Raw genomic sequence first — 25,801 nt, forward strand, 5'->3', positions numbered from 1 at the left:
ACACACAGGGATGACAACAGTATGGCATTTTTATTTATAGAATATTTAGACAATAAAAAAGCGAGTTATAAAACTCGCTTTAAATAGGGCTTGGCCTGTTACTCATTTAAATGGACTGGCTGCTACATATTATTTATATAATCATCGCGCCTTTTTCGAGTTATTTTTATAAACTCTTTTAACTCATCAACGGAAGGTTCAATACCTTGTTGGTTTTTCTGTTCAAACCAATCGGTAACATCACTGATTATGACGGAACCACCCTGTAGGCATAATTCATCATTTTTTAGCCAAACATCGGGATCTCTTAATGATGGACTGGTATACCAATTACAAAAGCTATATCCCTCGAGTGTTAATTTAGACTCAATATAAAAACTATTAGCAATAGATAAAATTATATATAAAGGTATTGCGCGCAGCATAAGCTTTACCATTAACCTTATTGTTTTTTCATTGCGGAAGTTCAATACTTTTTGTAAACCTGCAATTGTCATTAAAACAGGAAATGGAGCCATTACTATTATCGGAGCCAACAAGCCGCTTTCTCGAATATAATAAAGCGACTCATCAAAATAAACATTTTCAACAAACCCATAATAAGAGAAGTAAAATAAAGCAATTGTAAATAATATAAAAGCAAACAGGCCTATCACAACAGTTAATTTATGCTCGAAGCTTTGTTCTGTAAAACGTTCCTCGGATTTTTCCCATTCTAAAATAGACATTGTTTATAGCTCATTTTTATTACTATTTAGATTTATAGATGGCAACCCAAATAAAGAATTAAAAAAGGCATAGGGATCTTCAGAAAAACCCTGTTTCAGCTTTTTATTTATGTTAATTATTCCAGAGCTAATATCGCTTTCAATTTTTCTCAGCTTAAATGCGATAGCATCTACGATTGGGTCTGTTGAAAAAACCATTGTGAGATCAGTAAAAGCGAGCCCTACACTAACAACAATAATAAGGGGTATTACAGCACTGGTAACAATAACAGCCCCAGCAAAGGCCGTTGCAATATGCGTTACAGCCACTGTCGTAGCTATAGCTGCTCCAACCACGGCCATATCTACAGCTATACCAGCAACTAAGTAATGCCATGTTTTTTGGTCATTTAAAGCTTGGTCGATTGCATGAAATGCCACTGAAATAATTAAACTAATAACGAAGCCGGTTTTCATCGCTTTGGCTGCTTCGAGCTTACCCACACCTATAGTGAATAGCTTAGGGTTACTAGCCAAATAACGGGTACCTGTAAGGTGAGCGCGTATTCCAGGATAAGAGTCAATTATGACTGTGGGTAGCCATTGCAAAATTCTGGCTGTAGACATCTCGAACATATAGCCGAATTATTAGGTCTGCTTTATTTTATCTACCAAGTTCCATTCTTGTCTTTTTAATAAAAGACTCTAATTCATTTAGAGTCGGTTCAGTTCCTTGCTCATTATGCATTTCAAACCAATCATAAATATCACTAGTGATTACAGAGCCATCTTGTAAGCATAACTCATCGTTTTTCAACCAAACATCAGGATCACGAACTGAAGCACCAGTGTACCAATTACAATAAATGTAGCCTTTGCTCTTTAAATTAGCTTCTATAACTATGTTAGTCGGGATTGATAGAATTAATAAAACAATTAAACCTACAACAGCACTTTTAAATGCATTAACTAAAGTTAACTCTATATCAAATCCCAAAAAACGCTGTAGGGTCGATAAAAAAATTAAAAATAAGCAAGGCAATAATAAAAAAGATAAAAGTATAGTAGCTTGCTCTTTTATAAAAAATTGAGGTTGACTAACTAAAAATATAGTTTCCACTTCGGAAAAAAAGTTTAAGGCTATTTTATAGCACAGTCCTCCACTAACAATTAATAAGAAAAAAATAGATGCTATTTCTTTCATATTTGTAAGAGATAACTTTTTATCTGCTTTTTTCCATTCTAAAAATTTCACAAGTTATAAGACCTAGCTTTATTAAAAATAGGAACTCCAAAAATTTTATGTAAAAATTCATTTGGACTTTCTTTGTATTCGTTATTGATTTTCTGCGCTCCAGCCCTAATTTTAAATACACCACTTTGTATATTACTTTCGATGTTTCTTAATTCTTCAGAAAGTACTTTTACATAATCACTTGTATCCGAAAATGCAATTGAGAAAGCAACCCCAACAATTACAACGACCAACAAAGGAACTAAAACTGAACCTGCAATTATTGTTGCTAAACCTGCTGATGCAGCTCCCGCAGCACCTAATATTGTACTAGTAGTTAAAATAGCAGCTCCAACCACTGCCATATCAACAGCAATTCCAGCAACTAAGTCATGCCATGTTTTTTGGTCATTTAAAACCTGGTCGATTGCATGAAATGTCACTGAAATAATTAAACTAACAACGAAGCCGGTTTTCATCGCTTTGGCTGCTTCGAGCTTACCCACTCCTATAGTGAATAGCTTAGGGTTACTCGCCAAATAACGGGTACCCGTAAGGTGAGCACGTATTCCAGGATAAGAACTGATAATAATAGCAGGAGAGCCATTGTAAATTTTTATTTTAAACTTACCGAAAGCATTACCTTGGCGCTGCATTGCAACAGCTATAATGGCTAATGCCTTCATATCATCAAATAGAGGATAAAGGCCTGCGCCTGTCTTTAGAGGATCTTTTATTCGCTCCCAAATACTCGATGCTGAGTTATGCTGTGCTAATACACCATCAATCCAGTCAACCGCTTCAGAACGAGATTTACCTTGTTTCATTTTTACAGAAATAATGTAATCAACAAACTCTGCTGAATTCATTAGTAATAGAGTATGGTTGTTACCGGCAAGAAGCGTTTTTATTTGGAGTTGGCGTTGTCTTTGTGCAATTGCACGACGAGCATGAGCAGACATAGTAAATCCTTATTGTCTATTGTTAATCCATTAACTTAGCATTGTAAGTATTTTATGGACAAAGGCAATAAGAGCGAGCTAAAAAAGCTCGCTTTTAGGTACTTATAAAATCACTTTTTAACTGGGCGTTTCCAACCATCTAAATTGCGTTGCTTGCCACGTGCTACGGCTAACTGATCATCCGCGACGGTATTGGTAATAACAGAACCTGCACCTACAGTTGCTGTAGCACCAATATTTACAGGAGCAACCAGTGATGAGTTAGAGCCAATAAAGGCATTATCGCCAATAATGGTTTTCGCTTTATTCACACCATCGTAGTTACAGGTAATCGTGCCTGCGCCAATATTCACTTTCTCGCCAATTTCAGCATCACCTAAGTAACTTAAGTGGTTTGCTTTAGAGCCTTTACCTAAACGGGTTTTTTTCATTTCGACAAAGTTGCCAATGTGAGAGTCTTCTTCCATTATTGCACCTGGGCGAAGGCGGGCGTATGGACCGAGTGTACATTTAGCCGCAACTGATGCATCTTCAATCAATGTATTGGCTTTAATAACAACATTATCGCCGATGCTACAGTTTTTAAGTACGCAGTTAGGGCCAATTTGTACGTTATTACCAAGCGTTACTGTACCTTCAAAAATAACGTTGATATCGATGAGGACGTCTTCACCTGTTTTAATGTCGCCACGTACATCTATGCGTGCAGGGTCGGCAAGAGTTGCACCATTTAGCATCAGCTCTTCTGCTTGCCATGCTTGATAAGCACGCTCAAGGCCTGCAAGTTGTACACGGTTATTTGCACCTTCAACTTCCATTGGATGATCAGGCTGTGCTGATGTAATTTCTACACCTTCACTGTGCGCCATAGCGACTATATCTGTTAGGTAGTATTCGCCTTGGGCATTATTGTTAGACAAATTACCTAACCATGTTTTTAAAAGCTTACCATTTACCGCCATAATGCCGGTGTTTACTTCGTTAATAAGTAACTGCTCTGCATTGGCATCTTTTTGTTCAACAATACCCACTAGCTTGCCATCAACACGTAGCATACGCCCATAACCATTTGGGTTTGCTAGATTAACGGTTAATACTGCTAAGCCATTTTTAGGTGTTGCTGCTAATAAACGTTCAAGTGTCGATTGCTTAGTTAACGGTACGTCACCGTATAAAACCAGTACGGTATCGTCGTCGTTAATATGAGGGTTTGCTTGTGCCACTGCGTGGCCTGTACCTAGCTGCTCAGCTTGCAGTACCCAATTTACGTTATTATCGGCTAATTGTTGTTGTAATAGTTCGCCGCCATGACCATAAACTAAGTTAGTAGATGTAGCACCTAGCGCATTGGCATTATCGATAACGTGTTGCACCATAGGTTTACCTGCCACTTTATGCAGTACCTTAGGAAGAGCAGAGCGCATACGAGTACCTTTACCCGCTGCAAGAATTACTGTTGTTAGAGCCATTAAAACAATTTCCTTTTTCCGTTGTTTTAGCTTGATAGAATAAGTGTGCTGCAAAGTAGATTACGTAAGTCACATCATGTGCAAATACTCAGTAGGCTAAGCAATGACTACTGAATCTTAACTTAAGCAAAATAACACCTAATAGAATAGGGTTATTGTAACGAGGATCTTGCGTAGATATAAGTAATAATGAAGAGATATTAGCCATAACGATTAATTTATTTACAAATAGGCTGAAGTAGTTAGTTAGTGGCACAAAAAAGCCCACATAAAGTGGGCTTTTAAAAACCAGATAGGCTTACTTTTTACGTAATTGCTGAATAATGCGTAGCTGAGCAATTGCTTCAGCTAGTTGCATTGCTGCTTGATTGTAATCAAGTTCAGCAGATGCGCCTTTTGCCATTTGGGCTTCAGCGTCACGCTTAGCTTGCTCTGCAGCTTTTTCGTCTAGGTCTTCACCACGAACAGCTGTATCAGCAAGTACGGTCACTATGTTCGGTTGAACTTCTAGTGTACCGCCAGCAATATAGATGAGTTCTTCTTCACCAAATTGCTTAACTAAACGTACCATACCAGGTTTAAGGGCAGTTAGTAGTGGGGCGTGACCGGCGTTAACACCTAACTCACCTTCACTACCAGATACTTGAATAGATTCTACTAAACCAGAAAATAATTTCTCTTCAGCACTTACTACATCAAGATGTACAGTCATAGCTGCCATACTACCCTCCTAATTACATGCTTTTGGCTTTTTCTTGAGCTTCTTCGATAGAGCCAACCATGTAGAACGCTTGCTCTGGCATATCATCAAACTCACCGTTTAAGATACCTTTGAAGCCTGCAATTGTGTCTTTAAGTGAAACGTATTTACCTGGCGCACCTGTAAATACCTCTGCCACGAAGAATGGCTGAGATAGGAAACGCTGGATTTTACGTGCACGAGATACAAGTTGCTTATCTTCGTCAGAAAGCTCGTCCATACCTAGAATCGCGATGATGTCTTTAAGCTCTTTGTAACGCTGAAGAACTGTTTGAACGCCGCGCGCTATACCGTAGTGCTCTTCACCGATTACTTGTGGATCAAGCTGACGTGAAGATGAATCAAGAGGGTCTACCGCTGGGTAGATACCTAGTGATGCGATATCACGTGAAAGTACCACTGTTGCATCTAAGTGAGCAAACGTTGTTGCTGGAGATGGATCCGTTAAATCATCCGCAGGTACGTATACCGCTTGGATTGAAGTAATTGAACCCGTCTTAGTAGATGCGATACGCTCTTGAAGTACACCCATTTCTTCAGCAAGTGTAGGCTGGTAACCTACCGCTGATGGCATACGACCAAGAAGTGCTGATACTTCTGTACCCGCAAGTGTGTAACGGTAGATGTTATCTACGAAGAAAAGTACGTCGCGACCTTCGTCACGGAACTTCTCAGCCATAGTAAGACCTGTTAACGCTACGCGTAAACGGTTACCCGGTGGCTCGTTCATCTGACCGTATACAAGCGATACTTTATCAAGTACGTTTGAATCGTTCATTTCATGGTAGAAATCGTTACCCTCACGAGTACGCTCACCAACACCTGCGAATACTGAGTAGCCGCTGTGCTCGATTGCGATGTTACGGATAAGTTCCATCATGTTTACGGTTTTACCAACACCGGCACCACCGAATAAACCAACTTTACCACCTTTAGCGAATGGACATACAAGGTCGATTACCTTGATACCCGTTTCTAAAAGTTCTACTGAGCTTGATTGCTCTTCGTAAGTAGGTGCTGCACGGTGGATAGACATACGCTCGTCTTCACCGATTGGACCTGCTTCATCAATTGGCTCACCAAGTACGTTCATGATACGACCTAGGGTCTTAGTACCAACTGGAACTTGAATTGCTTCGCCTGTGTTTGCTACTGCAGCACCACGACGTAAACCGTCTGTAGTACCTAGTGCGATAGTACGTACCACACCGCCACCTAGCTGCTGTTGAACTTCTAAAGTCAAACCAGCTAAATCGCCATCTGTTACTTTTAGCGCGTCATATACGGCTGGCACGCTGTCTTGTGGAAATTCGATATCCACAACGGCGCCGATAATTTGGACGACCTTACCTAAACTCATGTCTATTCCTCTCGTTAATCTTTGCCTGAAGCATTAAACTGCTGCTGAACCAGAACAAATCTCACTAATTTCTTGTGTGATTGCTGCTTGGCGAGCTTTGTTATATACAAGCTGTAACTCATCCATAAGGTCACCGGCATTATCAGTTGCAGCTTTCATTGCAACCATGCGGGCAGCCTGTTCAGAGGCAGCGTTTTCAACTACACCTTGGTATACCTGAGACTCAATGAAACGTACTAACAAAGACTCTAAAATAGCCTCTGGGTTTGGTTCATATAAGTAATCCCACGCATGTGTAGATACTTCTTCTTCAGCTTTTGGCAAAGGGAGTAACTGATCTACTATTGGCTCTTGCTTCATGGTATTAACAAAGTTGTTATATACCAGGAATAAACGGTCAATTTTACCTTCAGAGAATGCATCTAGCATTATTTTTACTGGACCAATTACGTCCTGTACTGAAGGCTTATCTCCAAGACCTGCTTTTTTAGCAAGCACTTGACCACCAAAACGTTGAAAGAAGCCAGCTGCTTTACTACCTAAAGTAGCAAAATCAGCATCTACGCCTTTTTCTTTCCACGCTTTAATCTCTAATGCGACTTTTTTAAACTCGTTTGAGTTTAAACCGCCACACAGACCACGGTCAGTAGAGATAACAATATAACCAACTCGTTTTACTTCACGTTCTTCTAAGAACGGGTGAGTAAAATCAAGATTTGCTTGAGCAACACGACCAATCACTTTACGTAATTTTTCAGCGTATGGACGGCTTGAAGCCACTCGTTCTTGCGCCTTTTTCATTTTAGACGCAGCAACCATTTCCATTGCGCTAGTGATCTTTTGAGTATTTTTAATACTGCCGATCTTGCTTTTAATCTCTTTTCCGCTGGCCATGACTCTCTCTCCGAATCAAGGTGTGCTTTAAGATATAAAGCACACCATTAATAACTAAATTACCAAGTTTGCGTAGACTTGAACTTCTCTAGAAGTTCTTTAAGCTGCGCTTCGATCTCGGCGTTGTAGTTACCAGTTTCATTGATTTGAGCCATAAGCTCTGCGTATGTGCTATTTGCGTAAGAAAGTAAAGCCGCTTCGAAATCCATAATTTTAGCGATTTCGATGTCTTTTAAGTAACCTTTCTCAGCTGCGAATAACGACAAAGACATTTCAGCAACAGACATTGGCGCGTACTGTTTCTGCTTCATTAGCTCTGTTACACGCTCACCATGCTCAAGTTGAGCACGAGTAGCATCATCAAGGTCAGACGCGAACTGCGAGAACGCAGCTAATTCACGGTACTGAGCTAGGGCTAGACGGATACCGCCACCTAGTTTCTTAACGATTTTAGTTTGTGCAGCACCACCAACACGCGATACCGAGATACCAGCATTTACTGCCGGACGGATACCTGAGTTGAATAAGTCAGTTTCTAAGAAGATCTGACCATCGGTGATAGAGATAACGTTTGTCGGTACGAACGCAGAAACGTCGCCGCCTTGAGTTTCAATGATAGGCAATGCCGTCAATGAACCTGTTTTACCTTTCACTTCACCGTTAGTGAATTTTTCAACGTAATCAGTGTTTACACGTGATGCACGCTCTAAAAGACGCGAGTGAAGGTAGAATACGTCACCTGGGTATGCTTCACGGCCTGGTGGACGCTTAAGTAGCAATGAGATTTGACGGTAAGCAACAGCTTGCTTAGATAAATCATCATATACGATTAATGCGTTTTCACCACGGTCACGGAAGTATTCACCCATAGTACAGCCCGAGAACGGTGCTAAGTACTGAAGTGCCGCAGATTCAGAAGCAGATGCTACAACTACGATAGTATTTGCAAGTGCACCGTGCTCTTCTAATTTACGTACTACGTTAGCAATAGTAGATGCTTTTTGACCAACCGCTACGTACACACACTTAACGCCTGTGTCTTTTTGGTTGATGATTGCATCGATTGCTAGTGCAGTTTTACCTGTTTGGCGGTCACCGATAACAAGCTCACGTTGACCACGACCAACTGGAATCATTGCATCGATAGATTTGTAACCAGTTTGCACTGGCTCATCTACTGATTGACGCTCGATTACACCTGGTGCAATTTTTTCTACAGGTTCAAAACCGTCGTTATCTAAAGCGCCTTTACCATCGATAGGAGCACCTAGTGTGTTAACAACACGACCAAGTAGACCCGCACCAACAGGCACTTCTAAGATACGACCAGTTGTGTATACTTTTACGCCTTCTGTAAGGTCAGCGTAAGGACCCATTACTACTGCACCAATTGAGTCGCGCTCAAGGTTTAGTGCGATAGCATAACGGTTGCCAGGAAGCTCAATCATCTCACCTTGCATACAGTCAGCTAGACCGTGGATGCGAATGATACCGTCAGTAACAGATACAATTGTACCTTCGTTACGAGCTTCACTTACAACTTCGAACTTCTCAATACGTTGTTTGATCAGATCTGAAATTTCAGTGGAATTAAGTTGCATGCTCTTTTTCCCAATTACGATTGTAGTGTTGTGGCTAAGCGATTTAATTTACCGCGTAAAGAGCCGTCAATTACAGTGTCACCCGCCTTGATAATAAGGCCGCCAACAACTGTAGCGTCTTCACTACAATTCAGCTTAACTTTGCGTGCGAAACGTTTTTCAAGTGCCGCTACCAATGATTCTTGCTGCGCTGCAGCAAGAGGCGTTGCCGAAATCACGTCAATATCGATTTCTTTGTCATAGTCTGCTTTTAAAGCAGAAAATAAATGAGCAACTTCAGGTAGTGCAATCAAACGTCCATTTTCAGCCATCACCTTAACTAGGTTCTGACCTTGTTCGTTGAGCTGCTCACCACATAAGTTAATAAATAACTCAGCTTGTGCAGTAGCAGTAGGCAATCCAGCTAAAATGGTTGATGCCTGTTCATTGCTGGCAACGTGGCCAGCAAAGAACAACATGTCATTCCAACTTTCAATGGTGCCTTTTTCAACGGCAAGTTCAAAAGCCGCTTTAGCGTATGGGCGAGCGATAGTAGTCAATTCAGACATGCTCATACCCTCCTAATTACAGCTCAGCGACAAGTTTTTCAACGATGTCACTATGTGCGGCTTGATTGATTTCGCGCTCTAAAATTCTTTCTGCGCCAACCACAGCCAGAGTTGCTACTTTCTTACGTAGCTCTTCTGTCACACGGTTACGCTCTGATTCAATTTCAGAGTGCCCTTGAGCAATAATTTTTTCACGCTCTTGCTGACCACGAACAGTTTCTTCGTCAACAATTAGCACGGCACGCTTTTTAGCTTGATCAATGATATCAGCCGCTTGAGCCTTTGCATCTTTAAGCTGTTCTGCAGCTTTGTGTTGCGCAAGTTCTAAGTCTTTTTCGGCTCTATCAGAGGCAGCTAAACCATCTTCGATTTTCTTCTGGCGAGCTTCAATTGCACCGTTTAGTGGTGGCCATACGTATTTCATACAAAATAATACGAACACCGTAAACGCAATTAATTCACCGATAAGAGTGGCGTTTAAGTTCACAACCGCTCCTCCTTAAATAGTAAGCTGTTCAAAAAATAAAATTAAAGTACGAACAACAATACCATCGCGATACCAACACCAATCATTGCTACAGCATCGATTAGACCAGCAAGGATAAACATTTTAACTTGTAGCGATGGTGCAAGCTCAGGTTGACGCGCACATGCTTCAAGGAATTTACCGCCCATGTTACCAAAACCGATTGCTGTGCCGATTGCACCGAAACCGATAAGTAAAGCTACTGCGATGTATTTTAAGCCGTTTAATAATTCTAAAGCTTCCATTTATTTCTCCAAAGTTTCAATTGTAATTAAAAGTAAAAGTAAAATTGTAAATATAGTAATTAGTGATTATCTGAACTTGCCATGCTTAGGTATACGATTGTAAGCATCATGAATACGAATGCTTGCAATACAATTACCAAGATATGGAATACAGCCCATACAAAGTGCAACGGTAGTTGCATTAAACCTATTGCACCGATAAGGATAAAGATTAATTCACCTGCATATAAGTTACCGAACAAACGCAGAGCCAGTGAAAACGGCTTAGAAACCAATGCGATAAGTTCTAGTAATAGGTTGAATGGGATTAAAAGAATCTGCAAAGCTGTATTGTTTGAACTAAACGGATGAAGTGTTAGTTCTTTAATAAAACCGCCGATACCCTTTATTTTTATTGAGTAACCAATCATTAGAATGAACACGCCCAGCGCAAGTGCTGCTGTCATGTTGATATCGGTTGTTGGTACAATTTTCATGTATACGTCGTGTGAATCCATACCAAATGCAGTTTCGCCAACAAAGCCGGCAAATGCTGGTAGGAAGTCAACTGGGATTAAATCCATTAAGTTCATTAAGAATATCCACACGAATATAGTTAATGCTAATGGTGCAATCAGCTTGCTTTTACCATGGAAGGTATCGCGTACGTTGTCGCCAACGAACTCAACAACCATTTCAATGAAACACTGAAATTTTCCAGGTACACCCAGAGTTGATTTTTTTGCGGCACTACGGAAGATCCATAAAAATATTAGACCTAGTCCGATAGACCATGCGAGGGTATCTACATGCCATGTCCAGAAGCCACTATCCGTACATGCTTTATTGAAGGCAAGACCAGCGTCGGTCGAGCACATCTTAGCATTGGTTAAGTGGTGCTGAATATGGCTAGATAGAGTAACTTCTTCTGCAGCCATGTTATATCCCAAAAGTTAATGTTTAAAAAAAACGGGTGTAAACAATCCTGTAAACAACACCAACACATAAGCACAAAAGAAAGGTAATAAAACTACCGGATAAAGCTTTAGCATTAGTGCAAACAAAACGATTGTTAGCATAAATTTTAATCCGTTGCCGCGTTTCAACGAGGCATACGCTTGATTTGCTCGACTTGCACCCATATATCTGAATGCATAAAGCGCAAATACAAAGTTAGGAAGTACTGCGACAGCGCCACCAGCTAATGCTGAAAGTGCGGCATTGGTTTCCCAACCTATAAAAATTATTAGTGCAGCTAAAAGGGCTACAAATCCCTGAAGGCAAATTAATTTTAATGCGGCAAGCCTATACGGGCCTGCTAACTTATTAGTCACTTTTAATTAACCTTTATGACGCTCTAATTGTCAGGGTATGAAAACTGGCGAAATTATACTTAATCCTGCCAGTTTTGCAACTTGAGTAGGTGCTTTGTAACACAAAATCGCTGTAAATGTCCCTTTTTAGACATCCAATGAATTAATGGTGGGAATAGTCTTGATTGATACGGTTTAAAATACCGTCTAACTCGTCAAGATTAGTGTAAGAAATAACCAACTTCCCTTTGCCTTTTTTGTTGTAATTTATTTCTACTTTTGCCCCTAAGTTATCAGCAAGCTGTTGCTCTAACTGTTTAACATCTGGGTCTTTTTCTATTACTTCTTTTGCTGGAACAGGCTCTAAAATAGAACGTACTAGCTTTTCAGTTTCGCGAACGGTCAATGCTTTTGCAACAGCTAAACGGGCTGCATCTGATTGCACTTCACCTTCAAGTGCTAATAAGCAACGTGCGTGACCCATTTCAATGTCACCATGCTCTAACAAAATCTTTACATCGTTATTAAGATTATTTAAGCGTAATAAGTTAGTCACAGTCGTACGCGATTTACCAACTGCATCCGCCACTTGTTGATGCGTTAACTCAAACTCATTAAGCAAGCGATTAAGCGCTATCGCTTCTTCCATGGCGTTTAAGTCTTCACGCTGAATATTTTCAATTAGGGCAATAGCAACGGCCGCTTCATCGGGTACATCTTTAATAATACACGGTACAAACTCAAGCTTGGCAATTTGAGCCGCGCGCCAACGACGTTCACCGGCAATAATTTCATAACTGTTATGCGCAACTGGGCGCACAACAATCGGTTGAATTATCCCTTGTGAACGAATTGAACTGGCGAGTTCTTCAAGTGCCTCTTCAGACATGTCTTTACGAGGTTGGTATTTCCCTGAGTGTAAAAACTCGATGGGTAGTTTTTGTAATTCACTGTTGCTAGGCTGTGCCGCATTTTCAACTGCGTTTGTTACATTGGCGCTGTCGTGTTCCTTGCTTTCGCTTGGTGCAGGTTTAGATGAACTTAAAAGTGCATCGAGTCCTCGGCCTAAACCTCGTTTTTTAGCAGACATGTTATTTTTTTACCTCAAAGTTAGGCGACAACGGGAGTTGTTTTTTCTTTTCTGCGTAGCATTTCACCCGCGAGAGCTAAATACGCTTTCGCACCACTTGATGCTCGATCGTAGTACATTGCCGGTGCGCCAAAACTTGGGGCTTCTGCAAGTCGAACATTACGTGGGATCACCGTACGGTATACTTTATCGCCAAAATGTTGTTTTAATTGTTCTGATACATCATTTGCTAATCGATTACGCGGATCGTACATAGTACGAAGTATGCCTTCAATCTGTAAGTTAGGATTAACTAACTTAGCAAGTTGCGTAATCGTGTCCATTAATGCGGTTAATCCTTCCAATGCATAATATTCACATTGCATAGGGACTAAAATAGAATCGGCAGCGGCCATGGCATTAACGGTTAACATATTTAAAGAAGGTGGGCAGTCTATAAAAATAAACTCGTACTGATCCTGAATTTTTTCAAGTGCATTGCGTAAGCGTACTTCGCGAGCAAATAATTCCATCAATTTAACTTCTGCAGCGGTCACATCGCCGTTTGCAGCAATCATATGATACTCGCCTGAGGTTTCTTTAATAATCACCTCATCAATAGGCTTATCTTCTATGAGTAAATCATAGATAGTAGGGACGTCACCATATTTGTCGACGCCACTGCCCATGGTCGCATTGCCTTGCGGATCGAGATCTATTAACAGCACTTTACGTTTCGTTGCAGCCATAGATGCAGCGAGATTAACGGCAGTGGTCGTTTTACCTACTCCGCCTTTTTGATTTGCTAATGCGATGACTTTTGCCACAGTGTCTCTGATCCCTAGTCTTTAGAAAGAATTATTAAATGTCGTTGTGCATCTAAATCGGGTACTTCTAATGCAATTTTTTGCTCAAACTTAACACCAGCAGGGAGTGAGTCTAATTCCTCACTTGGAAATACCCCTTTAAGTGCAATGAACTTACCTGAATGATCGATTAAGTGCGAACACCAGTCAATCATATCTTGTAACGATGCAAATGCACGACTTAGTACGCCATCTAATTTAACACTTGGTTGATATTCTTCAACTCTTGACTGCACAGGAGTCACATTATCAAGGCCAAGCTCATGTTTAACATGCATTAAAAAACGTACACGTTTACCTAAACTATCTAATAATACAAACTGCGTATCGGGTAAGGCAATAGCTAACACTATGCCCGGTAAACCAGGACCTGTGCCAACATCAATATAATGATGACCGGTCAAGTGAGGCGCAACAACTAAGCTATCCATTATATGTTTAACCATCATTTCTTGAGGTAAACGTACTGAGGTTAAATTATAGGCTTTATTCCACTTATCGAGTAATTCGACATAGCGAACAAGCTGTTGCTGTTGTTTTTGTGTTAGCGCAATATCAGTTTGCGCTAACAAAGTTGTTAATTGTTGCTGTAACACAATGTACCTTTACCGTTACGCAGTTTTGCGCAACAAGCCTTGCTTCTTCAGATACACTAATAATAGCGAAATCGCCGCTGGGGTGATACCAGAAATACGCGAAGCTTGACCAATAGTGTCTGGACGAGCATCAATTAGCTTAGCAACAACCTCATTTGATAAACCAGAGACTGTTTTATAATCAAACTCTTTTGGTAAAATTGTTTCTTCATGACGAAGCTGCTTATTGATCTCATCTTGCTGGCGTGCAATGTAACCTGCGTACTTAGTATGAATTTCAACCTGCTCTAAGGCGGCCTTATTGGTAAACTCAGATCCGAGTCCTTCAATGGCCATCAAGTCGTTATAACGCACTTCAGGTCGGCGTAATAATTCTTCTAAGCTGGCTTCACGCACAAGTGGCGTTTTTAGTAATTCATTTACTTGATCAACAACCGCATGATCTTTATGGATCCAGGTATCTTTAATACGCTGTTTCTCTTTAGCGATCACTTCCATTTTTTCGTTGAATGCTTGCCAACGTTCATCGTTAACTAAACCTAATTCACGGCCTTTTTCAGTTAAACGTATATCAGCGTTGTCTTCACGTAGTAACAAACGGTATTCAGCACGGCTAGTAAACATGCGGTACGGTTCTTTTGTACCCAGTGTTGCTAGGTCGTCAATTAGTACGCCAACATAGGCTTCATCACGACGTGGCGTCCACGACTCTTTGCCTTGCACTTGTAATGCCGCATTCATACCTGCGATCAGACCTTGTGCGCCCGCTTCTTCGTAACCGGTCGTACCATTAATCTGACCAGCAAAAAATAAACCATCAATAAATTTAGTTTCTAATGATTGTTTTAAGTCGCGCGGATCAAAAAAGTCATATTCAATAGCGTAGCCAGGACGACAAATATGTGCATTTTCAAATCCGGTGATCGATTGCACAATTTCTAACTGCACATCGAACGGTAAGCTGGTTGAAATACCGTTAGGATATAACTCGTATGACGTTAAGCCTTCTGGCTCTACAAATATCTGGTGCTTATCTTTATCAGCAAAACGGACAATCTTATCTTCAATAGACGGACAGTAACGTGGGCCTATTCCTTCGATAACACCTGAGTACATAGGTGAGCGATGTAAGTTTTTGCGAATAACATCATGTGTTTTTTCATTGGTGTAAGTGATGTAACACGGAATTTGTTGTGGGTGGTCACTTTGTTTACCCATAAATGAGAATACCGGTGTTGGTGCATCACCTGGTTGTTCTTGCATTTTAGAAAAATCAACAGTGCGTGCATCAATACGTGGTGGTGTGCCTGTTTTTAAACGATCCACTCTAAATGGAAGTTCGCGTAAACGATCAGCCAATGCAATTGAAGGTGGATCGCCTGCACGGCCACCTTTAAAGTTTTCAAGACCGATATGAATTTGGCCACCTAAGAATGTGCCTACGGTTAGTACTACACTAGGGGCACTGAAACGCAGACCCATTTGGGTAACGACACCTGTTACACGGTTGTTTTCAACGATAAGATCATCACATGATTGTTGAAAAATCTTTAAGTTTTCTTGGTTTTGAAGTGTGTTCTGAATAGCCGCTTTGTACAAAGCACGATCCGCTTGAGCACGAGTAGCTCGTACAGCAGGGCCTTTAGAAGAATTAAGCGTACGGAATTGGATCCCGCCTTTGTCAATAGCCTGAGCCATTGCGCCACCAAGGGCATCAATTTCTTTAACTAAGTGGCCTTTGCCAATGCCACCAATCGCTGGGTTACAAGACATTTGACCAAGGGTATCCATATTGTGAGTCAGCAGCAGGGTATTCATCCCCATACGGGCAGCTGCCAATGCGGCTTCAGTGCCAGCATGTCCACCACCTACTACGATAACGTCAAAATTTTCGTGAAAAATCATTAATGGGATCCTACTTAAATCAAACCAGTAAACTTCAAAAGGGAGCGTATTCTACCTAGAAATTAGCAGAAGATAAATGATTAAACAGTGCTCAAGATCTAAGTAAGTGATCTCTAATAATATAAAGGATCTTTTAAAGAGATCTTTTAATACTATTACTACTACTGATCAGCTTTTCTGTTGATAAGCTTTAGATCATGATTAAAAACATATAATTAGATCGGATCTAAAGGTGTTAATATGATCGGATCTTCAGGTAAATAAGCTCTGATCAAAACAGGCTGTTATGCACAGGCCGATCAAGTCTCGATCTTATCCCATGGATAAGCATGGTTAAAAAAGCAGTTTAATCAGTGTTTATCCACAAAATCTGTTAAATTATTAGTAAATTGTGGGTAACTTTATTTATAACTTTTTACTTGATCTTTCTATTTTAGACCTGTTTTTGCTATCCACGAGTCTAACCAAGCTAAGGCCGTATCTTCTGGAAGTGCTTCATCAAGAATATTCAGTTCTAACCGCGGTGCTAACTGTATCGCGCCTTTTTGGCTTAAAAGCGTATCTATATTACGCCCTGCAAGGTTATACGTGTCATAACTGGTATCACCTAAAGCAATGACCGTGTACTTTAAGTGCGATAAATCATCAACTTGAGATAACTCATCAACAAAGTTAATAAGGTTTTCTGGGTAATCACCCGCACCATAGGTTGATGTACAAATTAACCAAATGGTATTTTGCTGATCTATTTCACTAAATTCAGGTTGATCATGTAGTTGGGTATTAATACCTTGGCTATTAAGCGCATCGCTTAGTTGCTCGGCAACGTATTCTGCGGATCCCATTTGACTACCAACGATAAGATTTACTGAACTCATGAATATTTGTGATCACTATTAGTTTTAATTGCCGCCTATGATAGCCCAGTGAGTATAACAGTAAAGTTAAGAGTGCTATTTTGTATAACTATTTTTGTACTTATTTAAGCCTTCACTTAAATGTACTGCTTAACTACTTGATAATTAAAGGTTTAACAAAATATCTTTAAATGTAATCTTCTGATCAAGTTGTTGATAAGGTTGGGGAAAGCTCTGCTTAACTATCAATTAAAGTTGCAGTTTTATTGCTAAGTCATTGATTTTATATTTAGTATTTGCCACCAGCGATTGAAAATAAACGTATAGATGCTTGTTGATCTTAATGTGGATATAAAGCTTGTTGATAACCTTAAATTGGGATCGAAAATAATTTTAAAAAATGATCTATTTAGTCAGATCAGGTTAAATAACCATTATTATTTTTTATAAACAGCCCTTTTTTAATTAAATACAGCTTATTTCCCCATTTTAAAGACGTTTAATTCCTCGCTGAAGCAAAAAAACACGCAATTGTGGATAACTGATCTGCAAAAAAATAAATTTGAGTGATCTAAAGTGAATATTTAACTGAATTTTGCTGGTGGTGTAGACGAACAAAACGTATTTTTTAGTTACGTTTTGTTTTTATGACTTGATAATTCCCCCTATTCAAACATGGATAACCAATGCTATAGCTTCAGTTTTAGAGTGTTTAATAAGCATAACTACAGCTATTTTTTCTATAAATTAAGGCGTTCTAGCCGCTATTTGCTGTGATTATTGGCCTTGTAAAATCTTTTATGTACATTATTAAAGGCGAATTGAGGCTGATATAAGTGCAGCTTAAACTGTATTTGTAGTCTGTTTGGTTTTTAAAGTGGATTATTAAAACACAGCTAGGTGAGTTGTTATTGTAAATATTAGGCATGAAAAAGAGCGCCTAAGCGCCCTTAATAAATTATATCGTTACTTATTAATTTGACTATTTACCGATACAAAACGAGCTAAATATTTTGCCAAGTAGATCATCTGAGGTAAATTCACCAGTTATTTCGTTAAGATACTGCTGCGTTAAACGCAGTTCTTCAGCCAAAATTTCACCGGCCACATGCATTTCTAATTGTGTTTTACCGGTATCTAAGTGGTAGGCTGCATGCTCAAGGGCATCTAAGTGACGACGACGCGCCATAAATCCACCCTCTGTGGCCCCATCAAAACCAATACAGGCTTTTAAGTGCTCACGCACTAGTTCTATGCCGTCAGCATTCTTAGCGCTTAAACTGATGACCGGATATTGTTGCTCTTGATCCATACCGACTACATCACCTGATAAATCGGCTTTGTTTCTGATCACGGTCACGCCCATACCTTGGGGTAACTTAGCCATAAATTCTGGCCAAATAGCATGAGGGTCGGTATCGGCTGTATCTGTACCATCAAGCATAAATAACACGCGATCGGCTTGGTTTATTTCATCCCATGCACGCTCAATACCTATTTGTTCAACGCGATCTGGGCTTTCACGCAGGCCTGCGGTGTCGATTATATGTAGTGGCATACCATCTATATGTATGTGCTCACGAAGTACATCGCGGGTGGTGCCGGCTATTTCAGTTACGATTGCCGCTTCTCGTCCTGCTAATGCATTAAGTAAGCTTGATTTGCCTGCATTAGGACGACCTGCAATAACGACACGCATACCTTCGCGCATTATGCTACCTTGTTTGGCTTGATTGGTAACCGCATTAAGTTGCTCAATAATGGCATTCAAATCACCGCCGACTTTTCCATCTGATAAAAAATCGATTTCTTCATCAGGAAAATCAATAGCCGCTTCTACATACATACGTAAGTGAATGACTTTTTCTACTAAGGTTTCTATATGCTTAGAGAATTGACCTTGAAGTGACTGTAGGGCGCTTTTGGCCGCTTGTTCACTGGTTGCATTAATTAAATCGGCAATAGCTTCAGCTTGAGTTAAATCAAGCTTGTCGTTCATAAAGGCACGCTCAGAGAATTCACCAGGCTTTGCTAAACGTACACCGTCTATTTTACTTATTTCTTTAAGTAGCATATCAAGGACAACAGGGCCACCATGGCCTTGAAGTTCGAGTACGTCTTCACCGGTAAATGAGTGTGGGCCGGCAAAGTAAATTGCAATACCTTGGTCAAGCTGATCCCCTGCAAGGTTATTAAAAGGCACGTAGTCGGCAAAGCGAACTTTAGGTATTTTGCCTACTATTTTCTCAGCGACTTGCTTTGCTAGGCTGCCTGAAACACGAATAATACCAACCCCACCACGTCCTGGTGCGGTTGCTTGTGCTGCGATAGTGTCTTGATTAATCATGCGTTTGAAATTGCCAATATGAAAGTGAATGCTGGTTTGTATTGTAACCTATGGCTTTATTTCATGCGAATAGCTGTATGTAAAAATGCGTCAGCAGATACATTTTAAGCATTTCATTATTTAGTTTTAATTAATAATCAGTTATTGAAAATGATAACTATATTCATTAGCATATGCGTATTATTTTTCTACGTACTTAAACTTTATGCGCTATTCTCCAGTTTTATTGGCTGTTCTAGTCAGTTTTTCAGGTTCTTCACTAGCTGAAAATCAAAATATTGAAAATGAAATAGAAACTATTGATGTTGTTGGCCGTGCTTTTTCTTTATACAGACCAACAGAATCCAGTTTTGGGACTCGCACAAATACCCCAATTGAGAAAATCCCGCAGTCCATTCAAATTCTTCCCCAAGCGTTAATTAACGATCAGGCTGCACGTCAAATTACCGATTTATATAGCAATATTGCAGGGGTTAACGCATTTAGTTATTCCGGGGTGACGTTTCGTGGTTTTCGCCAAGATGAGATCTTATACGATGGTGTAAAAGGCGACCCATTTAATGGTTTTGCTGTCCCACAGTTATTTAATATTGAACAAGTTGCCGTATTAAAAGGCCCTGCGGGCGCTATTTATGGTAGCGGAAACCCTGGCGGCATTATTAATTATGTAACTAAAAAGCCAAAGTTTACCGATGAGCACAGCATTGAAGTTGAAGTAGGTAATGATGACTTTTTCAGTGGGGCAATACAAAGTACTGGTACGCTAAGTGAATCGCTCGATAACCATGCGTACCGTGTTGGTTTATATCGTGATTCAGAAAATCCATTTCGTACTAATACCAGTAGCGATAACACCATTGTTGATCTTGGTTATACTTGGTTAATTAATAGTGCGACAGAGCTGACTACGCAATACACTTTTATTGAGCAAGAATTAGGTGGTGCACGTTTACGCGGTGTCCCCGCTGATGATAATGGCCAATTTATTACAGATATTAGCTGGAATCATAATGAAGCGACTGACTTTCAAAATGTTGAAGCTCATGTTTATCAAGCTACTTTAAAGCACGATATTAATGATATTTGGCGAACGGATATTACGGCTCGTTATTTCGATAATAAAGAAGTGCAAAACTATCATGAACCGAAAGGACTCGATGATACAGATAGCGATGGTGTGCTTGATTGGAGTGATCGAGAGTTTCGTGATCAAGTTCGTGAGAATGAAGGTTTTAGTTTAACGGCTAATGCGGTTGCGGAGTTTGTATTGGCTGATATGCAACATCAAGTATTACTAGGTAGTGATTGGTATGAGCATAACTTTGAAAGTGTATATCGTACGGCAAAGCAACAGAGTCAAGGTGGACCTGTACCCGGGCTTGATCTTCACGACCCTGAATATGGTCTTACAGCGGGTGATGATTATAATTTAGATAGCATTACACCACGGTTAGGTCGAACGAATAGCACTCGTTTTGGTGCTTATGTTCAAGATCAGCTCGATATTACCACTAATTGGAGTATCACCGCAGGGTTAAGATATGATCGCTTTGAAGATAAAGACGAGTTAAATCAAACTGAGTTTTCAGATAGTGATGTGACTTATCGTGTGGGTACAACTTACAACATTAACGATACTTTCTACCCCTATGCTTTATACGGTACGGGCTTTGTTCCACAAAGTGCAAGTGATCAAGAAACGGCTAAGGGTGGGCCATTTTCTCCAGAAACAAGCCGTATCAATGAAGTTGGTTTAAAAAGTAAACTGCTTGATGATAGCTTGGCAGTTAATTTGGCTGCTTACAATATTGTTCGTGAAAATATCCTCCAAGCAAGCTTATTAGGTGATGTGGCTGGCGATGGTGTTGACGACCTAGTGGCTGTAGGTGAAGTAGAAAGTAAAGGATTCGAAATTGAAGTGGTTGGTGATATTACCGAGCGCTGGGTTGTGACTGCTAACTATGCCTATAATGATACCCGTATCACTAAAGCGAATGAAAGCATTCGTAATCAAATCCCTGATAGTGATAAGTTTGCTAATGCCCCACAAAATACAGTGGGCATTTGGACACGCTACGAGCTTCCTCGCTTATCTTCCTCTATTTCTGCCGGTTTAGACTATGTTGACGAACAGCTAAGCTTAGGTGGTCAACAAGTTAAGCCTTACACTATTTATAATATGGCATGGCAAACCACAGTAGATAATTGGCAGTGGCAATTGTCGGTTAAAAATTTGTTTGATAAAGAATATGCTAGTAGTGGCTTTATTGAACGTACAGGGCACTTCCCAGGTGAACCTCGCCGTATTTATCTTAGTGCTAAATACAGCTTTTAAAGGTGGCGTGTGAACGCTAGACAATGGTTTAATCTGCATTCATGGGCAGGGCTCTTTGTTGGTGTCCTGCTTTTTGTTGTTTGTTTATCTGGTACACTTGCGACGTTAAGTCATGAAATTGAATACCTGACAGACAGTAAGTATCGTGCGTTAACGTCCTCTTCAATCACCAACTATCAAGCCATTGAAAATACCCTCAACAAGCATTATTCAGGTGCACAAGTATTGTATCTTCAGCGCCATAAGCAAGAGTACTTGGCTTTGGAAGTTGCACTAAAAATAGATGACGCATTTCGGTTTATTTATTTAGATGCAGCCACAGGGCATGTGTTAGGTGAGGGGGAATGGGCACGTGCTTCACGGTTTTTACGTAACTGGCACATGTATTTATCCATGGGCTGGATAGGTAAGCTAATTGTTACAAGCTTAAGTATTTTATTGGTTATTCTGCTGGTTTCGAGTTTTTATGTGTATCGTCGCTGGTGGCAGGGCTTTTTTAAAAAGCCTGCCCAGCTAGTTTTAGATAAACGTAATGGCTGGTCTAATTGGCATAAGTTTCTTGGGTTATGGAGTATGTGGTTTATGGCTATCATAGCCATAACAGGTCTGTGGTACCTTATTGAACATGGTTTGCAAACAGCGAAAATAAAGCATTATATTGCACCACCAGTCGCTGTTAGTGAATTTAAAAAACAAATACCCACTGTTAATGCAACACCAATAAGCTTAACTCAGGCTTATAACGCTGCGCAGCAGGCATTTCCGACGCTTGATATTCGCTATATACGTTATGGTAATAAAAAGAATCAACCTATTGAAGTACGTGGCTATAACGATGATATTTTACTTCGTTTACGCGCCAATCGTGTGTATTTACAGCCAACGACAGGTACAGTATTAGCAGTACAAAAAGGAGAGGATTTACCGCTTATTCCTCTTATTAAAGATACTGCGGATCCTTTGCATTTTGGTAACTTTGCAGGCCTCGGCACTAAACTTATTTGGGCGCTATTCGGCGGTTTTATGAGTTTTGTTAGTGCTGCTGGCATATATATGAGTTGGCTCAGAGTAAAGCGTAAAAAAACTGTTTTTGAGTGGTTAGGCATATCAGGTTACGTGGCGATAGGTTTAGCTATTTTCTCTCTGACAATAACGGGTGTGAGCTTTAGTGAGCGCAGTGTACCAAAGTCGCTTTATTCGCCTATTCTTAGTGAGTAAATTTCAGATATTAAAAAGGCGACCTAGGTCGCCTTTTTTGTAGGTAAGGGGAGTTAGCCCCTTACTTTAATACCTTTCTTTTCCATGCCACGGTAGATGATTAACATCTGGACAATAGAGATAAGGTTAGACACTAACCAGTAAAGTACTAAACCAGATGGAAACCATAAGAAGAACACAGAGAAGATAACCGGCATAAAGGTCATCATTTTTTGCTGCATTGGATCGGTAACCGTCATAGGTTGTAGTTTTTGCGTTATAAACATACTCGCACCAAATAAGATTGGTAATACGTAGTATGGGTCTTTCGCAGAAAGGTCAGTTAGCCAAAGTACAAATTCAGCGTGACGAAGTTCTGTAGACTCTAAGAATACATAGAACAAGGCTAAGAAGATTGGCATTTGTAGTAAAATAGGGAAACAGCCACCCATAGGGTTTACTTTTTCTTTACGGTACATTTCCATGGTCGCTTGGCCGAATTTTTGACGATCATCGCCATACTTTTCTTTTAGCGCTTTCATCTTAGGCTGTAATGCACGCATTTTAGCCATTGAGGTGTACTGTGCTTTAGTCAGTGGATACATTAATGATTTAACGATAATAGTGATGGCTATAATTGCTACACCCCAGTTACCTAAAATGCTGTGTAACCATTTTAATAGTACAAATAACGGCTGAGAGATAAACCACAACCAACCGTAATCAACGGTTAAGTCTAGGTCAGTGTGAATCGCTTCAAGTTTATCTGACTCTTTAGGGCCCATGTAATAAGTTGCAGTAAGTACTTGCTCACTACCAGCTTGAACATTTACCGCTTCGTCTTTAACACCAATAATAGCTGCGTTACTTTTAGTAATTAAACTATAAAGTGTATTCGCTTGATCTTGCATTGGTACCCAAGCACTTACAAAGTAATGCTGAATAAATGCAACGTAACCACCTTGGGTATTAATGTTTAGGTTTTTATCGGCCATATCTGAAAAACTATACTTTTCGTATGGTTCCTCATCTGTACCGTATGCAGCCCCTAAATAGTTTTGATCAACCATGCTGCCTTTTTCTTGTACGGTACGCTTTATTTGTGTGTAAAGCTGTACTTGTACAGGCGCGCTGGTGGTGTTGTTAACTTTATATTCTAAGCCAACATCATACTGACCCTTTTTGAATACATAAGTCTTAGTAAAGCTTACACCGTTGCTGTCGGTAAATTGCAGTGGAACGCGAAGCTCATCACCTGTTAAGGTGTAAGAGGTTTGCTCTGATTGGTAAGTAGGACGACCATTTGCAGATGCATCTGGGCCATTTAAACCTATTAAACCACTTTGTGAAAAGTATTGTTTACCATCAAACTCACCAAGTAGCATGTAAGGAACATTACTGCCTTTGGTTTCTTTATAATTAATTAAGTCTGTTTCAACAATGTCACCGCCTTTGGTGTCAATTTTAACTTTGAACACGTCAGTTGTAATATCAATGACTGAGCGTTTAGCTAAAGTAGTTGAAGCAGGTAAACCAGAGTCTGATGAAGCTGGAACATAATCATCTGATTCCGGTGAGTTTGCTTTTAGTGTTTGTGTAGTGGCACTAGGATCGGCTTTTGGCGTGTTGTAGTCATTATTCCATTCTTGAAATAATAAAAACGACACTAGCATTAGGCCGATGAATAAAAACGTGCGTTGCGATTCCATAACAGCTCTTATTTCTCGTGTTGGTGGTTAATACGGGTTAATTTTTCAGGAACGGGGTCGTCTCCACCTGAATGTAAAGGATGGCATTTTAATATGCGTTTAACTGCGAGCCAACTGCCTTTTACTGCACCATGCAAATTAATTGCTTGAATAGCGTAGCTAGAACAGGTTGGATTAAAACGACAATGCGGACCCAATAGCGGGCTAATCCACTTTTGATAACCGCGGATAAATAAAACTAAACAACGTGTTGGTAACGCAGCAAGTGGTTTAAGTAACCTCATGTTGTACATGCCCCTACGTTATGTTTAGTGAATAGATACCATGTATTTAAAGACTTACTTTAAGATTTTAAACGCATGATTAAAAGGTGAGCTAAAGATACCTTAATTAACCCTGTAATTCTATTGCTATTGAGTTTGTTTAGTCGATTTAGCTGATTTGTTTGGGCGTTTTTTAAATGGTGGCGGTTTAGGGGCACCGGGTTTGCAGCGTTCATTAATTTTACGCCACAACTTTGTTAGTTGTTTGGTTAATTCTTCATTGGACTGTTCATCAATGCCACTTTTTACCATCAACACAATATCTATATTATCGAGAGTATGTTGGTTTAAACGAAAACTTTCGCGAGCAAGACGTTTAATACGGTTTCGTTGACATGCCTTTTTTACACGTTTTTTAGCAACAGTAAGGCCTAACCTAGGTTTTGACTGGTCACTTGGTTTTGCTAATAAAGTAAAGAAAGGAGTTGCAGCCCGAGCGGGTTCATTAAATATGCGAGAGTAATGCGAGGGAGTTAACAGACGTAACTCCCTGCCAAAGCTAAAGTCTTCCACTTATAAATTAAGCAGAAAGAACTTTGCGGCCTTTAGCACGGCGACGAGCTAATACTTTACGGCCATTTACAGTTGCCATACGAGCACGGAAACCGTGTGTACGTTTGCGTTTTAAAACGCTAGGTTGAAAAGTTCTTTTCATAACAATCTCATCCGATCGGTTAAAGTTAAAACATCCTATGCAGGTCGCGATCCTGGCACAGGTGCCATTGCGAGCGCGAGATATTATAGATGAAGTGACGAAAAGTCAATCATAATAGAGCGTAAAGCATGTTTATTTATGATCAATTTTCATGATCCGATAGGATCATCATAAATAAGAAGTTTTCCACAGCCCCTGTATAAAAAGTGAATAAAAGCATGGGAAAAGTAAATTAGATCATAAATTATAGTCGCGATCTGCTGCCAGTTTTGTTATGATCTCTAATCAGGCTTTAAAATAAAAAGCTATTTAAATCAGTCTGTTATTATATTTATACATCGATA

General features: G+C 40.0%; 26 protein-coding genes. 2 read left to right on the top strand and 24 right to left on the bottom strand.

The annotated features are described in order from the left end of the window. Positions 1 to 122: 122 nt before the first annotated feature. The 20 genes from PISS_RS15635 to mnmE form a co-directional block, all read right to left on the bottom strand. Positions 123 to 728 (bottom strand): DUF1240 domain-containing protein, encoded by a 606-nt coding sequence (locus PISS_RS15635; protein WP_013466257.1) that lies wholly within the window; start codon positions 726 to 728, stop codon positions 123 to 125. A 3-nt stretch (positions 729 to 731) separates the two neighbouring features. Continuing rightward, complete coding sequence (locus tag PISS_RS15640; protein ID WP_096040846.1) at positions 732 to 1,244, bottom strand: hypothetical protein; 513 nt, start codon at positions 1,242 to 1,244, stop codon at positions 732 to 734. Positions 1,245 to 1,371: 127 nt separating this feature from the next. Then, the gene (locus tag PISS_RS15645; protein ID WP_013466259.1) at positions 1,372 to 1,962 is read right to left on the bottom strand and encodes a DUF1240 domain-containing protein; all 591 of its coding nucleotides are present in this window, start codon (positions 1,960 to 1,962) and stop codon (positions 1,372 to 1,374) included. Further along, positions 1,959 to 2,903, bottom strand: a complete 945-nt coding sequence (locus PISS_RS15650) for a hypothetical protein (RefSeq protein ID WP_013466260.1) — start codon at positions 2,901 to 2,903, stop codon at positions 1,959 to 1,961. Before PISS_RS15650 ends, PISS_RS15645 begins: the two co-directional genes overlap by 4 nt. A 110-nt stretch (positions 2,904 to 3,013) precedes the next feature. Beyond that, complete coding sequence (glmU, locus tag PISS_RS15655) at positions 3,014 to 4,372, bottom strand: bifunctional UDP-N-acetylglucosamine diphosphorylase/glucosamine-1-phosphate N-acetyltransferase GlmU (RefSeq protein WP_016900008.1); 1,359 nt, start codon at positions 4,370 to 4,372, stop codon at positions 3,014 to 3,016. 298 nt (positions 4,373 to 4,670) lie between these two features. Continuing rightward, the gene (locus PISS_RS15665) at positions 4,671 to 5,093 is read right to left on the bottom strand and encodes a F0F1 ATP synthase subunit epsilon (RefSeq protein WP_008464176.1); all 423 of its coding nucleotides are present in this window, start codon (positions 5,091 to 5,093) and stop codon (positions 4,671 to 4,673) included. Between the two features lie 13 nt (positions 5,094 to 5,106). Then, entirely contained in the window at positions 5,107 to 6,492 is a 1,386-nt protein-coding gene (atpD, locus tag PISS_RS15670) for a F0F1 ATP synthase subunit beta (RefSeq protein ID WP_008464175.1), read from the bottom strand. A 33-nt stretch (positions 6,493 to 6,525) separates the two neighbouring features. Beyond that, positions 6,526 to 7,386: a F0F1 ATP synthase subunit gamma gene (atpG, locus tag PISS_RS15675; RefSeq protein ID WP_008464174.1), complete on the bottom strand. Its 861-nt coding sequence runs from the start codon at positions 7,384 to 7,386 to the stop codon at positions 6,526 to 6,528. 59 nt (positions 7,387 to 7,445) lie between these two features. Next, positions 7,446 to 8,987, bottom strand: coding sequence for a F0F1 ATP synthase subunit alpha (atpA, locus tag PISS_RS15680; protein WP_013466263.1), 1,542 nt, complete (start codon positions 8,985 to 8,987; stop codon positions 7,446 to 7,448). Positions 8,988 to 9,001: 14 nt separating this feature from the next. Beyond that, positions 9,002 to 9,535: a F0F1 ATP synthase subunit delta gene (gene atpH, locus PISS_RS15685; protein ID WP_016900009.1), complete on the bottom strand. Its 534-nt coding sequence runs from the start codon at positions 9,533 to 9,535 to the stop codon at positions 9,002 to 9,004. A 16-nt stretch (positions 9,536 to 9,551) separates the two neighbouring features. Next, the gene (gene atpF, locus PISS_RS15690; protein ID WP_016900010.1) at positions 9,552 to 10,022 is read right to left on the bottom strand and encodes a F0F1 ATP synthase subunit B; all 471 of its coding nucleotides are present in this window, start codon (positions 10,020 to 10,022) and stop codon (positions 9,552 to 9,554) included. Positions 10,023 to 10,063: 41 nt separating this feature from the next. Then, positions 10,064 to 10,306 carry a F0F1 ATP synthase subunit C gene (gene atpE / locus PISS_RS15695; protein WP_008112128.1) on the bottom strand — a complete coding sequence of 81 codons (243 nt, stop codon included), beginning with the start codon at positions 10,304 to 10,306 and terminating at the stop codon, positions 10,064 to 10,066. Between the two features lie 59 nt (positions 10,307 to 10,365). After that, entirely contained in the window at positions 10,366 to 11,223 is an 858-nt protein-coding gene (gene atpB, locus PISS_RS15700) for a F0F1 ATP synthase subunit A (protein ID WP_028834895.1), read from the bottom strand. A gap of 15 nt (positions 11,224 to 11,238) precedes the next feature. After that, on the bottom strand, positions 11,239 to 11,619 hold the full coding sequence (locus PISS_RS15705) for an ATP synthase subunit I (protein WP_013466267.1): 381 nt from the start codon (positions 11,617 to 11,619) through the stop codon (positions 11,239 to 11,241). Positions 11,620 to 11,761: 142 nt separating this feature from the next. Beyond that, positions 11,762 to 12,688, bottom strand: a complete 927-nt coding sequence (locus PISS_RS15710; RefSeq protein ID WP_058155429.1) for a ParB/RepB/Spo0J family partition protein — start codon at positions 12,686 to 12,688, stop codon at positions 11,762 to 11,764. A 20-nt stretch (positions 12,689 to 12,708) separates the two neighbouring features. Beyond that, positions 12,709 to 13,494: a ParA family protein gene (locus PISS_RS15715; RefSeq protein WP_008112117.1), complete on the bottom strand. Its 786-nt coding sequence runs from the start codon at positions 13,492 to 13,494 to the stop codon at positions 12,709 to 12,711. A 14-nt stretch (positions 13,495 to 13,508) separates the two neighbouring features. Further along, positions 13,509 to 14,129 carry a 16S rRNA (guanine(527)-N(7))-methyltransferase RsmG gene (rsmG, locus tag PISS_RS15720; protein WP_008464169.1) on the bottom strand — a complete coding sequence of 207 codons (621 nt, stop codon included), beginning with the start codon at positions 14,127 to 14,129 and terminating at the stop codon, positions 13,509 to 13,511. A gap of 15 nt (positions 14,130 to 14,144) precedes the next feature. Then, positions 14,145 to 16,034 (bottom strand): tRNA uridine-5-carboxymethylaminomethyl(34) synthesis enzyme MnmG, encoded by a 1,890-nt coding sequence (mnmG, locus tag PISS_RS15725; protein ID WP_013466270.1) that lies wholly within the window; start codon positions 16,032 to 16,034, stop codon positions 14,145 to 14,147. Between the two features lie 428 nt (positions 16,035 to 16,462). Then, on the bottom strand, positions 16,463 to 16,912 hold the full coding sequence (locus PISS_RS15730; RefSeq protein WP_024601476.1) for a flavodoxin domain-containing protein: 450 nt from the start codon (positions 16,910 to 16,912) through the stop codon (positions 16,463 to 16,465). A 961-nt stretch (positions 16,913 to 17,873) separates the two neighbouring features. Further along, a complete protein-coding gene (mnmE, locus tag PISS_RS15735; protein WP_013466273.1) occupies positions 17,874 to 19,238 on the bottom strand; it encodes a tRNA uridine-5-carboxymethylaminomethyl(34) synthesis GTPase MnmE in 1,365 nt (454 codons plus the stop codon). A gap of 205 nt (positions 19,239 to 19,443) precedes the next feature. Between mnmE and PISS_RS15740 the strand changes: the two genes are divergently transcribed. Next, positions 19,444 to 21,573, top strand: a complete 2,130-nt coding sequence (locus PISS_RS15740) for a TonB-dependent siderophore receptor (protein ID WP_058155431.1) — start codon at positions 19,444 to 19,446, stop codon at positions 21,571 to 21,573. Between the two features lie 9 nt (positions 21,574 to 21,582). Next, entirely contained in the window at positions 21,583 to 22,791 is a 1,209-nt protein-coding gene (locus tag PISS_RS15745; RefSeq protein WP_058155434.1) for a PepSY-associated TM helix domain-containing protein, read from the top strand. A 53-nt stretch (positions 22,792 to 22,844) separates the two neighbouring features. Here PISS_RS15745 and yidC read toward each other — a convergent pair whose 3' ends face one another. The 4 genes from yidC to rpmH form a co-directional block, all read right to left on the bottom strand. Further along, a complete protein-coding gene (yidC, locus tag PISS_RS15750; RefSeq protein ID WP_058155435.1) occupies positions 22,845 to 24,479 on the bottom strand; it encodes a membrane protein insertase YidC in 1,635 nt (544 codons plus the stop codon). Between the two features lie 8 nt (positions 24,480 to 24,487). Further along, on the bottom strand, positions 24,488 to 24,763 hold the full coding sequence (gene yidD, locus PISS_RS15755) for a membrane protein insertion efficiency factor YidD (protein WP_008467044.1): 276 nt from the start codon (positions 24,761 to 24,763) through the stop codon (positions 24,488 to 24,490). A 126-nt stretch (positions 24,764 to 24,889) separates the two neighbouring features. After that, positions 24,890 to 25,315 carry a ribonuclease P protein component gene (gene rnpA / locus PISS_RS15760; RefSeq protein ID WP_008467046.1) on the bottom strand — a complete coding sequence of 142 codons (426 nt, stop codon included), beginning with the start codon at positions 25,313 to 25,315 and terminating at the stop codon, positions 24,890 to 24,892. A gap of 7 nt (positions 25,316 to 25,322) precedes the next feature. Further along, the gene (gene rpmH / locus PISS_RS15765; RefSeq protein ID WP_008112968.1) at positions 25,323 to 25,457 is read right to left on the bottom strand and encodes a 50S ribosomal protein L34; all 135 of its coding nucleotides are present in this window, start codon (positions 25,455 to 25,457) and stop codon (positions 25,323 to 25,325) included. Between the last annotated feature and the right edge of the window lie 344 nt (positions 25,458 to 25,801).

The organism is Pseudoalteromonas issachenkonii (genome assembly GCF_002310795.1).
In the GTDB taxonomy this organism is placed as follows: Bacteria; Pseudomonadota; Gammaproteobacteria; order Enterobacterales; family Alteromonadaceae; genus Pseudoalteromonas; species Pseudoalteromonas tetraodonis.